Origin of the sequence: Roseovarius sp. W115 (assembly GCF_032842945.2) — a bacterium.
Classification (GTDB): Bacteria; Pseudomonadota; Alphaproteobacteria; order Rhodobacterales; family Rhodobacteraceae; genus Roseovarius; species Roseovarius rhodophyticola.
In genome coordinates this window covers 1671063-1686674 of record NZ_CP146606.1, presented here as the reverse complement: position 1 = coordinate 1686674, position 15612 = coordinate 1671063, and the positions used below count along the sequence as shown (strand labels likewise).

9 protein-coding genes and 1 pseudogene are annotated in these 15612 nt (G+C 56.4%); 6 read left to right on the top strand and 4 right to left on the bottom strand.

What is annotated here, in order from left to right:
* Positions 1-45 precede the first annotated feature (45 nt).
* From RZS32_RS08560 to pbpC, 4 genes are read left to right on the top strand one after another with little or no spacing between them, the layout of a single operon-like run.
* Positions 46-1134, top strand: coding sequence for a PAN/Apple domain-containing protein (locus tag RZS32_RS08560; RefSeq protein WP_339106890.1), 1089 nt, complete (start codon positions 46-48; stop codon positions 1132-1134).
* The gene (locus tag RZS32_RS08555) at positions 1112-3532 is read left to right on the top strand and encodes an alpha-2-macroglobulin family protein (RefSeq protein ID WP_339106889.1); all 2421 of its coding nucleotides are present in this window, start codon (positions 1112-1114) and stop codon (positions 3530-3532) included. Before RZS32_RS08560 ends, RZS32_RS08555 begins: the two co-directional genes overlap by 23 nt.
* Positions 3472-5475 (top strand): alpha-2-macroglobulin family protein, encoded by a 2004-nt coding sequence (locus RZS32_RS08550; RefSeq protein WP_339106888.1) that lies wholly within the window; start codon positions 3472-3474, stop codon positions 5473-5475. The genes RZS32_RS08555 and RZS32_RS08550 overlap by 61 nt, the downstream gene beginning before the upstream one ends.
* Positions 5468-7534, top strand: coding sequence for a penicillin-binding protein 1C (gene pbpC / locus RZS32_RS08545; RefSeq protein ID WP_317056572.1), 2067 nt, complete (start codon positions 5468-5470; stop codon positions 7532-7534). Before RZS32_RS08550 ends, pbpC begins: the two co-directional genes overlap by 8 nt.
* Positions 7535-7540: 6 nt before the next feature.
* On the opposite strand, the gene RZS32_RS08540 is transcribed toward pbpC, so the two are convergent.
* The 3 genes from RZS32_RS08540 to RZS32_RS08530 form a co-directional block, all read right to left on the bottom strand.
* Positions 7541-8623 carry an enolase C-terminal domain-like protein gene (locus RZS32_RS08540; protein WP_339106887.1) on the bottom strand — a complete coding sequence of 361 codons (1083 nt, stop codon included), beginning with the start codon at positions 8621-8623 and terminating at the stop codon, positions 7541-7543.
* 123 nt (positions 8624-8746) lie between these two features.
* Entirely contained in the window at positions 8747-10342 is a 1596-nt protein-coding gene (gene serA, locus RZS32_RS08535) for a phosphoglycerate dehydrogenase (RefSeq protein WP_317056570.1), read from the bottom strand.
* Between the two features lie 61 nt (positions 10343-10403).
* Complete coding sequence (locus RZS32_RS08530) at positions 10404-11558, bottom strand: phosphoserine transaminase (protein WP_317056569.1); 1155 nt, start codon at positions 11556-11558, stop codon at positions 10404-10406.
* Positions 11559-11717: 159 nt separating this feature from the next.
* Between RZS32_RS08530 and serB the strand changes: the two are divergent.
* Positions 11718-12586 (top strand): annotated as a pseudogene (serB, locus tag RZS32_RS08525) (phosphoserine phosphatase SerB).
* Positions 12587-12639: 53 nt separating this feature from the next.
* Here the strand turns inward: serB and RZS32_RS08520 are convergent.
* Positions 12640-14235: a GMC family oxidoreductase gene (locus RZS32_RS08520; protein WP_317056568.1), complete on the bottom strand. Its 1596-nt coding sequence runs from the start codon at positions 14233-14235 to the stop codon at positions 12640-12642.
* Between the two features lie 104 nt (positions 14236-14339).
* Between RZS32_RS08520 and RZS32_RS08515 the strand changes: the two genes are divergently transcribed.
* Entirely contained in the window at positions 14340-15572 is a 1233-nt protein-coding gene (locus RZS32_RS08515) for a TRAP transporter substrate-binding protein (protein ID WP_317056567.1), read from the top strand.
* The last annotated feature ends 40 nt before the right edge of the window (positions 15573-15612 follow it).

Here is a 15612-nt window from a genome sequence, read left to right as displayed (position 1 = left end):
GCCAAGAGGCGTGGCACGATAGCTCCATTAAAGAAGGAGGGTGTCATGCTCCGTCATTTCGCATGTCTTTTGTTAATCGCTTTCACTGCCACATCTGTTTCTGCTCAGTCACCCGTGCCCGAAAAACGTCAGGTCGTGACACAAGATACGGATTTCTTTGGATCAGATCTTGAGCCGCTTTTTGACACGACCGTCGAGGCCTGCCGCAATGCATGTTTTGCCAACCAAAGTTGCAAGGCCTACACGTTTAATGCACGTGCCAATTCGTGTTTTCCCAAGAGCGCTCTAACAGAAACGCAAGCCTACGAGGGTGCTGTGTCAGCCGAGATTCTGCTAACAGACACCCGAGTTCTGAACCAAGCTCAGGCTCGCGCAAATGACCTGTCTTTTCTATCTCAAAATGATTTGCAACGCGCCCGTCAACTGGCCCTGGACATAGGCGCGCGTCATCCCGGCGGTCAGCGGGATACACCAACAATGGTGCAAGCCGCACAGGACAGGGTTGCTCAAAAAGATTACCTGAATGCAATGCGTTGGATGGGGGCCGCTGTTGCGCGGTCTGACCTCTCGGATCAGTGGGTGGAGTACGCCCGCCTGTCGCGCTCAATTGAAACACAAAATGCGAATGACAAGCGCCGCTATGCCCAACAGGCGTTAGAGGCGTCGACCAATGCCTATTTACGCGGTCTACGCGATGCGGAGCGCGCCAATGCCCTGTTGCAAATGGCTGATGCGCTAGAAGCACTTGGACGCGGTCGCAACATGGTGCCTGCACTGCGACTGGCAGAGGCCATCCAACCGCGTGAGGATGTGGTGACTGCTCTTGAGGCTGCAATCGCAAAGTATGGGTTCCGGATCGTTCAGCATCGCTCTGATCACGAAAGTGCAGTGCCGCGTGTTTGTGCGGAGTTCTCTGATCCTTTGGTCAAGGCGGGTGTAGACTACACACCTTTTGTGCGCCTGCCCGATGCCGGATTGGTGGTGCAGGCCGATACACAGCAAATCTGCATCAGCGGTGTCGAGCATGGCGAACGGTATCGCATCACGTTCCGCGCGGGTCTGCCCGCAGCCAGTGGCGAAACCCTCACCCGCGACGTGGAGATTGCACAATATGTTCGCGACCAGAAGCCCTAGTGTGGGCTTTGCCGGACGCGCCTACGTGTTGCCCAAATCCGCGGATGCCGCGCTTCCGATCGAAACCGTAAACCTTGACGAAGTAGATCTGGTTTTGCGCCGTGTCAGCGACCGCAATCTGCTGCGTGCCATTCAGGACAATTATTTTGGCCGCCCACTGAGCGCCTATGAGGACGCGCAATTCTCTTCAAATGTGGCCGAAGAGGTCTGGACCGGCGAAGGGCTCGTTCAAAACGAGTTGAACCAGACGATGACCACGCGCTTGCCGCTTGGCGACGTGCTCGCTGAGCAGGCTCCGGGGGTCTACGCTCTGACCGCGCATGTGCCGGGTGCGAACACGTACGAAGACCCAGGCGCAACACAGTGGTTTGTGCTGACCGACCTTGGTTTGACCACGCTCAAAGGCACCGATGGGCTGCATGTGTTTGTGCGCCAACTCAGCGACGCCGCTGCGGTGGACGGCGTCAAAGTCACCCTGTTGTCGCGTGCCAACAGGGTTCTGGGGGAAAGCCAAACCAATGCTGAAGGTCACACTTTGTTTGCGCCCGGATTGGCGCGTGGAACAGGCGGTGCGGCACCTGCGATGGTGATCGTCGAGCAGGGCGAAGATGACATGGCGTTCCTGTCGTTGACCGATCCTGCTTTCGACCTTTCTGACCGCGGTGTCGAAGGACGGCCCGCCGCACCTCCAATTGACCTTTTTGCCACAACTGATCGCGGCGCATATCGGGCAGGAGAGACCATTCACGTCACTGCACTTGCCCGCGACGGCAACGCCAAAGCCATTCCTGATCTGCCTTTAACAGCCATTCTCAAACGTCCGGACGGGGTGGAATACGCCCGCAAGGTCTCAAACCAAAGCCAGTCTGGAGGACATGTCTTTGCGTTCCGAGTCAGTGCGACGGTCCCAAGAGGAACCTGGACGATCGACCTTCTGACAGATCCCACCGCGACACCTGTTGCGAGCCAAACCGTTCTGGTTGAAGACTTCTTGCCCGAACGCATTGATTTTGATCTCAGCTTGGCTGAGACCCCAATCAAACCAGGCGACACCGCACCGCTTTCCGTTGAGGCAAGGTATCTCTTTGGCGCACCGGGTGCCGGGTTGAAAGCGGAAGGGTCAGTCACCTTGAGCGCTCTTCAGTCACTTGATGCCTATCCGGGCTACACGTTTGGACGCCACGATGAATGGGTGTCGCCGCAGACCACTTTTCTTGAGGGTGGCACAACAGATGCCAGTGGCGCACTAACGTTGAATGCGACAATGCCCGAAGCGTCACAAGATGACCGGCCTTACGAAGCCCGGTTCGCCATATCCCTCAAGGAAGGATCCGGCCGACCCGTGGAAAGACGTCTGACCAAGGCGCTGGCGCCGTCAGGACCTATGATTGGAATTCGCCCGAGTTTTGAGGGTGTCGTGTCAGAAAACAGCAGCGCTGAGTTTCAGATTATTGGAATTGGCCCTGATCTGGCACCGTCACAAATGGACGTCACCTGGACTCTGAACCGCGTTGAAACAAGATACCAATGGTATCAGGCTTTCGGCAACTGGAACTGGGAACCCATCACCACAAGAGAACAGGTTACGACAGGAACGGCAGCCCTGGGCGATGAGCCGTTGGACGTTTCGGGACCGGTCAAGTGGGGGCGGTATGAGCTCGTCGTTGAGCGCACAGACGGCGCCTATGTCGCGTCCTCATCCGAGTTCTACGCAGGCTGGTATGCCCCTGCCGACGCCAGCAGTACGCCCGACACTCTTGAGCTTTCTCTGGATCGTGAAGACTACCGTCCCGGTGATACCGCCAATCTACGCCTTGTCCCACGCTATGCCGGCACTGCACTTGTCACTGTCATGTCGAACCGGGTCATCCACATGGAGGCCTACGAGGTCGTCGCAGGCGACAACCTGATCCCACTGACGGTAACAGACGACTGGGGTGCCGGAGCCTATGTGACGGCGCAAGTCATTCGACCTATGGATGTAGCTTCCGGCCAAAATCCCGCGCGCGCCCTTGGCCTGTCCTACGCAAAAATTGATCCCGGTAAAAAGCAGTTGAGCGTGAGCATTTTGGCACCCGATGTGACCGTGCCACGTCAAACTTTACCGGTCAGTGTGCAAGTCGATGGCATACCAGAAGGCGAAACCGCCTACATGACGCTGGCAGCGGTGGACCTAGGCATCTTGAACCTGACAGGTTTCGAAAGCCCTGATCCATCAGCGCACTATTTCGGTCAGCGCCGCCTTGGTGTGGAAATCCGCGATCTATATGGACGCCTGATCGACGGGATGAACGGTGCACAAGGGCAAGTGCGGTCCGGGGGGATGCCGGGGCGCAAATGGACCTTCAATCACCACCTCCGACCGAAGAGTTGGTGTCCTTTTTCACAGGCCCTGTGAAGATAGGGCCGAATGGCAGTGCAGAGGCACAATTCGACATTCCGGATTTCAATGGAACCGTACGGCTCATGGCTGTGGTCTGGTCAGACACGTCTGTTGGTCAGTCCGAAGCCGATACAATCATCCGGGATCCGGTTGTCGTCACAGCCTCTTTGCCAAGGTTCATGGCCCCCGGCGATCAGAGTGAAATTCTATTGGAGATCACCCATGCCGAAGGACCCGCAGGGCGTATGGGCCTGGACATCAGTGCTCAGGGCCTGACGCTTGCCGGGAATGTCCCCTCTGGTCTCGATCTGTCTGCACAAGAAAAAGCGGTGCTGCGTATTCCCATTTCCGCCAAAGAAGTCGGGAACCATGAACTGCGCGTTGCCCTAACAACTCCGGACGGTCAGCAACTGATCAAAGACCTCACGCTAGGTGTTAGATCGCTTGATCCAGAAGTATCAAGCACGCGCCGGTTCTCACTCGCTCCCGGAGATACCTTCACTCTCAATGAAGATGTGTTCGCAGGTCTAAGACGTAACACCGCAGAGGTACTGATCTCATCGGGTGCGTTTGCCAAACTGGATGCCCCAGGCTTGCTAAGCGCATTAGAACGCTATCCATATGGCTGCACCGAGCAGGTCGTCTCTCAGGCACTGCCGCTCCTTTATTTCCAGGACATGGCGAGTGCACTTGGTCTAGGCAATGCGGATCAATCCAAGCTCAGGATCACACAGTCAATTGAGCGCATTCTCACACGTCAATCGAGCGGAGGCGGATTTGGCCTTTGGCGCGCCAGTTCTGGTGACTTCTGGCTGGATGCCTATGTAGCCGATTTTCTGTCTCGCGCACGTGATGAAGGCTACGATGTGCCGGACCACGCTTACACGCTTGCCATGGACAATCTCCGTAATCGGGTGAACTACGCTCCGGACTTTGACAAAGGCGGCGAGGATATTGCCTATGCTCTGATGGTTCTGGCCCGCGAAGGGGCCGCGCGTATGGGCGATTTGCGATATTATGCGGACGTCAAGGCAGGGGCGCTGGCCACACCCTTGGCTTTGGCGCAGCTTGGCGCAGCATTGGCCTACTACGGCGACCAGACACGCGCAGACCGCATGTTTACTCTCGCCGTCGCCATGGTCACCCAGACATCGGACACAGAGACCCAGGTTTGGCGTGTCGACTATGGAACCCGGCTTAGAGATCGAGCAGGCGTTTTGACCCTGGCCTCAGAAGCAGGAAGCAATGCAGTGAATGTTCAAACACTCGCTCAAAGCCTGGCGACTTCTGGACCCAACATGTCAACGCAAGAGCAAGCGTGGTCGCTTCTGGCGACTCAGAGCCTCTTGCAAAACCCAAATGCATCACATCTCACTCTGGATGGCGCGCCACTTGAAAGCGCTTTAATCCATAAATTCGACGCTGGCGGATTGGGAACGCACACGATCACAAATCAGGGTAACTCTCCGACAGAGATCACACTGACGACATTGGGCGTTCCAGAGACCGCACCGGAAGCTGGCGGATATGGCTACGCGATTGATCGCAGTTACTACGATCTCGATGGTCAGTCTGTTGACCCTGCGCAAGTGGTAACCGGTACCCGACTTGTGACGGTTCTCACAGTAAAGCCTTTTGAGAAAGGCGAAGCCCGGTTGATGGTGAACGACCCTCTGCCTGCCGGGTTTGAGATAGACAACCCGAACCTGTTGCGTGCGGGGGACATCCGCTCGCTCAGCTGGCTGGAACGGGTGGAAACGCAACACACTGAATTCCGGTCGGAGCGATTTCTGGCAGCCGTCGACTGGAGGTCCGACAAACCATTCCGCCTCGCATATATCGTGCGAGCCGTGGCGCCCGGGGACTATCACCACCCTGCGGCATCAGTAGAGGATATGTATCGCCCGCAATATCGCGCCAGATCGGCCACAGGGCGTATGACCGTCACTTATGAGTAGTAAGGCCCGTCATAAGCGAAGCTGGCTGAAGCCCGGCTTGCTTGCCTTGTTGCTGCTGATAACCGGCGGCGCGCGGGACCGTCTCGATCAGTGGATCACGACAACAGAATTGCCGCCTATCATTCGCGAGGTCTCAACAGAAGTGCGCGACAGGGATGGTGAGCTGCTTCGCGTCTACACTGTGGAAAACGGGCGCTGGCGGTTGGCGGTCAATCCAGACATGGTTGACCAGACCTATGTTGAGATGCTCATCGCGTATGAGGACAAGCGGTTCTACAGCCATCCTGGGGTCGACCCGATGGCGTTTGTCCGTGCGTTTGGGCAAGCCATTTGGCACGGAGAGCTGGTCTCAGGCGGTTCTACCCTGACCATGCAGGTCGCACGGCTTTTGGAAAACTCGGGCACCGGTCGGCTTTCGGGAAAGCTTCGGCAAATGCGGGTGGCGCTGGCGCTTGAGCGAACCCTCTCCAAAGACCAGATTCTGCAGCTGTACTTGGAACACGCACCTTTCGGCGGGAACCTAGAAGGCATACGCGCGGCGAGCTACGCTTGGTTCGGCAAAGAACCCAAGCGCTTGACGCCAGCAGAGGCAGGTCTCTTGGTCGCGCTGCCACAAGCCCCTGAAGCGCGCAGGCCTGACACGTCTCCGGAAAGCGCTGCGACCGCACGAAACCGCGTTCTGGCGCGTGCTTTGAAGGCCGGTGTGGTATCTCAGGGGGACGCACACTCTGCTCTAAAAGAAGTATTGCCTAACAAACGCCGTGCGTTTCCCAGCGTCGCACCACATATGGCGGATCGTGCCTTGCAGGAGAACCCGGCTGCAAAGCGCCAAGACTTGACGCTTCACAAGTCTTTGCAGATCAGTCTGGAAAATCTGGCCAAACGCACTGTTCGCACGCTGCCAGACGGTGTGTCCGTGGCCATCGTCGTCGCGGACCACACAACGGGTGAAATCCTGTCTTCCATCGGATCCGCAGACTATAGCGCAAACGACGCCCGGCAGGGTTTCATAGACATGACACAAGCCTTCCGGTCGCCTGGCTCCACCCTGAAACCATTGATCTACGGCATGGCGTTTGACCGGGGTCTGGCGCACCCTCAAACATTGATCACGGACAAGCCGGTCAGCTTTGGGACCTATGCACCACAGAATTTTGACGGCGCTTTTCGGGGAGACCTCATCGTCTCAGAAGCTTTGCGTCAGTCCCTCAACATTCCGGTTGTTCTCCTCTTGGATGCACTAGGTCCTGCGCACCTGCTTGACGCTCTGCGAAAAAGTCATGTTCCAACAAAGCTTCCCGGGAACACACCCGGGCTTGCTGTAGGGTTGGGTGGCATCGGCATCACACCAGAAGGTTTGACGCAGCTTTATGCGATGATTGCCGGACAGGGTCAGGCACAAAGACTGCACTGGCGTAGAGGCCATGCAAACGACAAAGCACAACCCGTTCTCTCTCGGTCTTCAGCATGGCAAGTTGGCGATATCCTCGCCGGGCTCGCCCCGCCGCGCGGATTTCAGTCTCGGCGCCTGGCCTACAAAACCGGCACTTCGTACGGCCACCGGGATGCCTGGGCTGTAGGGTTCGATGGCCGCCATGTTGCGACGGTTTGGATCGGACGGCCCGACGGCACGCCTGTCCCGGGTGCCTTTGGAGGTGAGCTGGCGGCTCCTGTTTTGTTTGAGATCTTCCAAAGGATCAAACCATCGCAGGATGCACTGCCGCCACCACCACCTGAGACACTTTTGTTGTCAACCGCACAATTGCCCAAACCCCTGCGGCGATTTGCTGGCCGCACCGCGGTTTTTGAAACAGCCAAGGATGCTCCAAAGCTGATCTTCCCACCCGATGGCGCAAAACTGCTTCTGGAAAACACAGACCTGACAGTAAAGATGCGAGACGGCATTGGACCATTTACATGGTTGGCGAACGGTATGCCTGTCAAAACGGGCGAAAGACGTCGCGAAACTCAGATCAGTGGTTTAGACCAAGGTTTTTCAAAGCTCTCGGTGATTGATTCCAAAGGACGTTCTGCAAGTGTGACCGTCTGGATAGAGTAAGGCGTATTATAGCAAGTATTTTGCCAATGCCTTTTCATCCCATTCAAGGCCGAACCCCGGCCCCTTTGGCGCAAGATGCCCATTCTCGATCTCGTATGGCTCAACGGCAATAGCACCGGTCACATCCATCCACTCCAGCAGATGGCAGTTCGGCGTTGCAGCCAGAACATGGGCGCTCGCCTCCGGGAACAGGTGGCTTGACACTGGCAACGAAGCACCTTGGGCGATTGCCGCCGCCCGCATCCAACCGGTCACACCGCCAATCTTGATCAGATCAAGCATCGCGTGATCGCAAATCTCGGCCTGCACCGCGCGTGCAGCGTCATCGGGCAGCCACCAGTTTTCGCCTGTTTGAACCGGTGTTCGAAGGGCTGCACGCACCGCGCGATGCCCGGCATAATCTTCTGCAAGAACCGGCTCTTCGATCCAATCCAGATCAAATTCCTCTTCAATCCGACGCATCCTTCGAATGGCCTCGGCGGATGAAAAAGCCTGATTGTAATCGAGCATCAGTGCCTTGTCAGACCCGACAATGTCCTTTGCCGCACGCAGTCGCGCAAGGTCGTCGTCGACCGTCTCCGCCCCAAGTTTGAATTTCAACGCGTCAAAGCCTTGTGACAGAGAAAGTTCCAGATCCTTTTCATCACGCTTTGGGTCAAAGAAACCATGGCTGTCATAGCACTTGATTGGCCTTTCTTCGGCACCCAAAACAGCGGCCACAGACATATCCTGCGCTTTGGCACGCGCATCCCAAAACGCGACATCAAGCCCGGCCATGGCCATGCCGACGACACCCTGCCGTCCCAGCAAACGAAACATCGCCTCCATTTCGGCAAATCGTGTCACAGGGTCGATGGTCTTGCCAATCAGCGTGTCGGCAATGTTCTCCACCATTGCCGTCAGCGGACGAAGCGACAAAGGCGTATAACCAAAGATGTAACTTCTGCCGGTAACACCTTCCTGAGCATATACATCGATCAGCACCAAAGGGGCTTTGTCGATGACAATCTTGGCCGTCGTGATTGGCCGCGACAAAGGCACCATCGCTGGGCGCGCGGAAACAGATTTGATCGTCAAGCTATAGGTCATGCCGAATGTCTCATTGTCGTAGATGTCCACACTCTTGCGGGTTCGTTTGTCAAAGTCGAGGCACCACACAAAATGAAAGCCCCGACAGACCGCCGAGGCTTTGAAATCCCAAACTCTCAGGGTCTAAGCGACGTCGAATTGAAGGGCTCGAATCTGTTGAAAGAGACCGGTCTCATGAAGCTTGGCGATCACGGTGTCCGGAACCTGCGAGTCAACATAGAGAAGCGCAATTGCCTCACCACCTACGGCTGATCGCCCCAAGGTAAAGTTGGCGATGTTCACATCGTTCTCTCCCATGGTTTGACCCAGCGCCCCGATGATCCCGGGTTCATCGTGGTTCGTCGTATAAAGCATATGGCGCCCAATCTCGGCATCGATGTTGATGCCTTTGATCTGAATGAACCGAGGTTTACCATCGCTAAACACGGTGCCACCAATTGAGCGCTCACGCTCGGATGTGACCACTGTGAGCTTGATGTATCCCTCAAACGCACCTGATTTATCCTGGCGCGTGGTGGATATCTTGATGCCCCGTTCTTTGGCGATAAGCGGCGCAGACACCATATTTACCTCTGGATTTGCCGACTTCATGATCCCAGCGACAGAGGCGCAGGTTAGTGCATCAAGGTTCATGCCGCTGACTACACCATCGTAAAGAATGTTGATGGCCTTCACAGGTTCATCCGTCATCTGGCCAATGAAGTTGCCCAAGTGATCCGCAAGTTTGATCCATGGGCCCATGACTTTGGCCTCTTCTGCGGTCACGGACGGCATGTTCAACGCATTGGTCACAGCACCGGTCAAAAGGTAATCCGACATTTGTTCAGCAACCTGCAGAGCGACGTTTTCCTGCGCCTCGGTTGTAGCCGCTCCAAGATGCGGGGTGCAGACGACATTTGGCAGATTGAAAAGCGGGTTTTCGGTGGCGGGTTCTTCGGCGAAAACGTCGAATGCAGCGCCGGCCACATGACCGGATTTCAGCAACTCGGCCAGCGCCGCTTCGTCGACTAGCCCCCCACGGGCGCAGTTCACAATACGGACACCCGGCTTGGTTTTACCGAGGTTTTCGCGGCTTAGGATATTGCGTGTTTGATCTGTCAAGGGCACATGAAGCGTGATGAAATCTGCTCTTGCGAGGAGCTCATCAAGTTCGACTTTCTCTACGCCCATCTGATCAGCCTTTTCCTGACCAAGAAACGGGTCATATGCCAGCACCTTCATTTTCAGACCAAGCGCGCGCGCGCAAACGATGCCACCGATGTTCCCAGCTCCAATCACACCGAGGGTTTTGCCGGTGAGTTCAACGCCCATAAACTTGGATTTTTCCCATTTTCCTGAATGGGTTGAAGTGGAGGCTTCTGGAATCTGACGCGCCACTGCGAACATCAAAGCAATGGCGTGTTCGGCGGTGGTGATCATGTTTCCGAAGGGGGTGTTCATGACGATGACGCCCTTCTTGGAGGCGGCGTCCTTGTCGATGTTGTCTGTGCCGATGCCTGCACGGCCGATGACTTTGAGGTTGTCGGCGGCTTCCAGGATTTTCGGCGTGACCTTGGTGGCTGAGCGGATGGCAAGCCCATCATATTGCGAGATAATTTCGCGCAGCTTCTCTTTGTCTTTGCCCAGATCAGGCATGAAATCCACATCTATGCCGCGGTCGCGGAAGATCTGAACGGCGGTTTCTGAAAGCTTGTCAGAGACGAGTACTTTGGGGGCCATTTTGGGCTCCATTTCTAATGTCGGTTTTACGTCGATATCGCGTCGGTATAACGTCGGTGCGCTACACCGCTTCGGCGAGATTGGTGATTTCGGCCTCAAAGGCCCATTCGATCCAGGGCATCAGGGCGGCGACATCTGACGTCTCCACCGTGCCACCGCACCAAATGCGCAGACCCGGAGGAGCATCGCGATACGCACCCACATCCAAAGCCACTCCTTCAGCTTCCAACCGTTTGGCCACGGCTTTGGCAAAAGCTGCCCCATCGCTGATCCGTGCGTCGTTGAACTTCAGACACACAGAGGTGTTGGATTGCGTGGCCGGATCGGCCGCGAGGTTTTCGAGCCATGGCACGCGCGCCACACACTCTGCCACAGCGGCTGCATTGGCATCGGCGCGGGCCATCAGCCCTTGCAACCCACCAACTGAGCGCGCCCAATCAAGCGCTACCAGATAATCTTCAACCGCCAGCATGGAAGGCGTGTTGATCGTGGCACCTTCAAAGACACCGTCAATCAGTTTCCCGCCTTTGGTCAGGCGGAAGATTTTCGGCAGAGGCCAGCTTGGCGTATAGCTTTCCAGCCGCTCAACAGCACGGGGGCTGAGGATCAGCATGCCATGGGCCGCCTCACCGCCGAGCACTTTTTGCCAGCTGAACGTCACAACATCGAGCTTGTCCCAAGGCAGGTCCTGCGCAAAAGCCGCTGAGGTGGCATCGCAGATGGTCAGCCCCTCGCGATCGGCCTTGATCCAGTTACCATTCGGCACACGCACGCCAGAGGTTGTGCCGTTCCAGGTGAAAACCACATCCTTGTTGGTGTCCACGGTGCTGAGATCAACGATTTCACCGTACTCAGCGGTCTTTACCTCTGCATCGAGCTTGAGCTGCTTGACCACATCGGTCACCCAGCCGGAGCCAAAGCTTTCCCAGGCGAGCATTTCCACCGGGCGCGCGCCCAGCAGGTTCCACATCGCCATTTCCACAGCGCCGGTGTCCGATGCGGGTACAATGCCGATCTTGTAATCAGCCGGAATGCCAAGGACCTCACGCGTGCCTTCAATGGCGGCTTTCAATTTAGCCTTCCCTACGGCCGCACGGTGCGACCGGCCCAAAGGGGCGTCGGCAAGTTTGCTGAGTTCAAATGTGGGAGGTTTGGCGCAGGGGCCAGATGAAAAACGCGGATTAGCCGGCCGCGTCGCCGGTGTTTCGAGTACCATCAGTGGTATCCTTCCAGATATGCGCCCTTCGTTGGGGAAGGGTGTCCCACTGACCGGGATACGCGGCAGCACACTCTTTCGCAAGTGCAGAAATGGCGCTAGAACGCCGCATGTGCGGTCAATTACGACACCCCTGCCTACGATCGGAAACTTAACACTATGTTTACCACGACCCTGATCGCCCCTGTTGGCGACCTAGAGCCTGCTCTGGTTGAGAATTTGCGCAATGCCTGGGGGGTGGTGAGGCGCTGTGGTTATCACCCGATGAGGCGGCGGAATTCGACATGCCTGCGACCCCATCAAATCTTTGGGAGGTTTGGGAGAGCTTGCAGGCAGAGCGGGTCGATCTGGTGGTACAGCCTGCTAAAAACCGGCGAAAATCCATGCTTTTGGCCGATATGGATAGCACCATGATTGAGCAGGAATGCATTGATGAGCTGGCCGAGGAGGCCGAGGTGGGCGCACATGTGAAAGACATCACTGCGCGCGCCATGAATGGAGATCTCGATTTTGAAGCGGCTCTGAAAGAACGCGTGGGCCTGCTGCAAGGGCTGAGTGTGGATGTGATCGACACGGTTCTGAGCAATCGGATTACCTATATGCCCGGCGGCAAAACGCTTTTGGCCACGATGCGCAGCGCGGGGGCCTATGCGGCACTTGTCTCGGGCGGCTTCACAGCCTTTACCGAACGTGTCGCGGCCAGCCTCGGGTTTCATGAGCATCGCGCCAATACGCTTTTGATGCAGAATGGCAAGCTGACCGGGGAAGCAGGCCGCCCCATTCTGGGACGTGCAGCGAAAGTGCAGGCGTTGGAGGAGATCACAGCGCAACGCGGATTGGCGGAAAGCGATGTGATTGCCGTGGGCGATGGGGCCAATGATCTGGGTATGTTAGACCGGGCGGGCACGGGCGTGGCGCTGCATGCCAAACCCTCCGTGCAGGCAGAATGCGATATCCGCATCAACCATGGGGATCTGACGGCGCTGCTTTTCCTGCAAGGCTACGCGCGCAGTGAATTTGTTGAGTGAAGTTTGAGGCATGCATGCAGGGCAGACGTACCGCCCTGCAGATTTGTTTCCGCTTATGCCGTGCCCAAGATCAGGTCTGAGGCTTTTTCCCCGATCATGATCGCCGGAGCGTTTGTGTTGCCTGACACGATCTCTGGCATGATCGAACAATCCGCCACGCGCAGCCCTTCGATGCCATGCACTTTCAGGTCTGCATCGACCACCGCCATTTTATCCTGACCCATCTTGCAGGTGCCGGTTGGGTGGTAAATCGAGGCGGTGTTGTTGCGCGCCCAATCCAATGTGGCATCGTAATCGTCCATCGGAAGGTCTTTATGCGGGCGGAACTCCTCGGAGATTTTCGATTTCAGGGGCGCGTGCGTGGCGATGGTGCGGGCGATGTTCACGCCAGCCACCACCGTGCGGCAATCGGTTTCGGTGCTCAGATAGTTCGGGATGATCTTTGGATAGGCCCGGCCATCAGAACTGGTGAGGCGAATTTCGCCCTTTGATTCAGGCCTCAGCTGACAGACCGACATGGTAAAAGCTGAGAACGGATCAGCCCCTTTGCCCGGATTTTCCGCCGAAAGCGGTTGGACGTGGAACTGAATGTCAGGCGTTTCCAGATCATCGCTGGTTTTCATGAAACCGGTGGCGAGGCTGGCGGCCATGGTCATTGGTCCGGCCCGGAACATCAGGTATTTCAACCCGATCTTGGCCTGACCAAAGAGGCTGGAGACCTCATCATTCAGGGTCGGTTCATTGCATTTATAGACAAGCCGCGCTTGCAGGTGGTCCTGCATGTTTTTGCCCACACCGGGCAGATCGGCGATCACGTCAATGCCGTGTTCTTTAAGCTGTTCGGCTTCCCCGATGCCCGACAGCATCAAGAGCTGTGGAGAGTTGATGGAACCACCTGAAAGGATGATTTCCTTGTTGGCATGCACCGTTTGCCAGTTGCCGCTGCGGTCTTTGTATTTCACAGCTACGGCACGTTTGCCTTCAACCTCAATTTTCTCCACCTGCGCATGAGTGATGATCTGCAGGTTCTCTCGGCTCTTGACCGGGTTGAGAAAGGCTACCGCCGAAGAACACCGCCGCCCATTGCGTGAGGTCAGTTGGAAAAATCCAACGCCTTCTTGGGTCGCGCCGTTGTAGTCTGGGTTGAACGGATATCCTGCGGCCTGCGCCGCCGCGACCCACGCATCGGTTATCGGACGCTGGATGCGCATATTTGAGACCGAGAGGTTACCCTGATCACCGTGAAACTCATCTGCACCGCGCTCATTTTTCTCTGAGCGCTTGAAAAGTGGCAGGACATCTTCCCAGGACCATCCCTTGTTGCCCATTTGAGCCCATCGGTCATAGTCCTGTGGTTGACCTCTCACATATAGCAACCCGTTCAGGGATGAGGACCCACCGAGCACTTTGCCACGCGGCCATTCAATGGAGCGACCGTTCAAGCCTGGTTCAGGCTCAGTTTCATAGCACCAATCAACTTTTGGATTGTGGATCGTTTTAAAGTATCCAACTGGAATATGGATCCAGGGATTGCGATCAACCGGACCCGCTTCGAGCAGCACAACACGCGATTTTGGATCAGCACTTAGACGGTTCGCCAGAACACAACCGGCAGAGCCAGCACCCACTATGATATAGTCAGCTTGCATTGTAGGGTTCCTCCAGACGAAAAAAAGACTAGCCAAAAGAGGAAAGCTAATCTAGTCTTTTTTGATATAAAACGTCTCAATAATTGCAATCATGGGAGGACGCAATGGGAGTTTACGATCGCATCAAAGGTGTTTCACGCCGCGATTTCTTTAAGATAGCAGGGACTTACGGCATGAGCTCGACGCTTATGGCCGCAGGTGCCTTTGGGGGCGCTATGACAGCCGCCAATTTGGCGAAAGCAGCAGAATCAACCTATGACAAACGATTCTCGAAAGAGCCAAAGTTTAATCTGAAGTTTGGTGCCGCTGGATTCAACCAAGACAACCTGTTGATCGAGCGCGCTGGCTGTCTCGAATTTGCGCGTGATCTGGAAGAGCGCACAGACGGTGAAATCCGCGTCGAATTTATCGGCAACAACCAAATCTGTGGTCAGCTGAGCTGTGTTGAGAAAGCGCAGCAGGGCATCGTGGATATCTATGCGGCGTCGACCCAAAACTCTGCCGGTGGTGCGCCATACCTGAACGTGCTGGACTATGCGTATATGTTCCGCAGCCGCGCGGACCAGTACTATTTCATGTACCATCCTGAATCGCAGCGTATCCTGCGGGATCCTTTTGAAAAGCGTCACGGGCTGAAATTCCTGTTCACCCATGCCGAACTGCGTGGCATCCAGCTGGGTCTGGCTTGGGAAGACAAGGACACTGTGGATAACATCGACGTCCTGCGTGGCACCAAGAACCGTGTGACGGGCACTCAGTTGGGCCGGATTGCGATGAACGCTCTGGGTCTGAACCCAGTGCCGGTTGCATGGGAAGAAACCCTTGACGGTCTGAAGCAGGGTCTGATCGACGGTGCGGAAACATGGGCCTCGGCCGTGGCATACGCCAACATGTCGCCCGTGGTCAGCCAGTGTGTGGACCTGCGGTTCTTCTGTGGCACCGAGCACACCGCGATGAACGCGGCCACCTTCGACAGCCTGGGCGGCGAACTGCAAGACGCAGTGATGGAATCGTCCTACCTGGCGCAGGTGCATGTGCAGGCCGCTAACGAGGCCGCACTGGTCAACACGGTTGGATTTAGCCATCCGCACCAAGGCCCGGACACGATCTTTGCGAAAAACAACGTTCGCGTTGCCGCGCTGTCGGATGCAGAGATCAAAAAGGCGGAAGAGCAGTGCTCGCCTGAGTTCCAACCGCAACTGTGGGAGCAGTGGCGCGAGCGGATCAACGGCTGGGCCGATGGCATCGACACATACCAGGACATCTACAACACTGTGCGCGAGCACGACATCACTCTGGCGGAGAATGTCGAACCTCGCCGCTGGTGGAAAGGCTAAGCCGCGCCAGACGCGTGTTTTGTCCAAGATCTTTGGACTA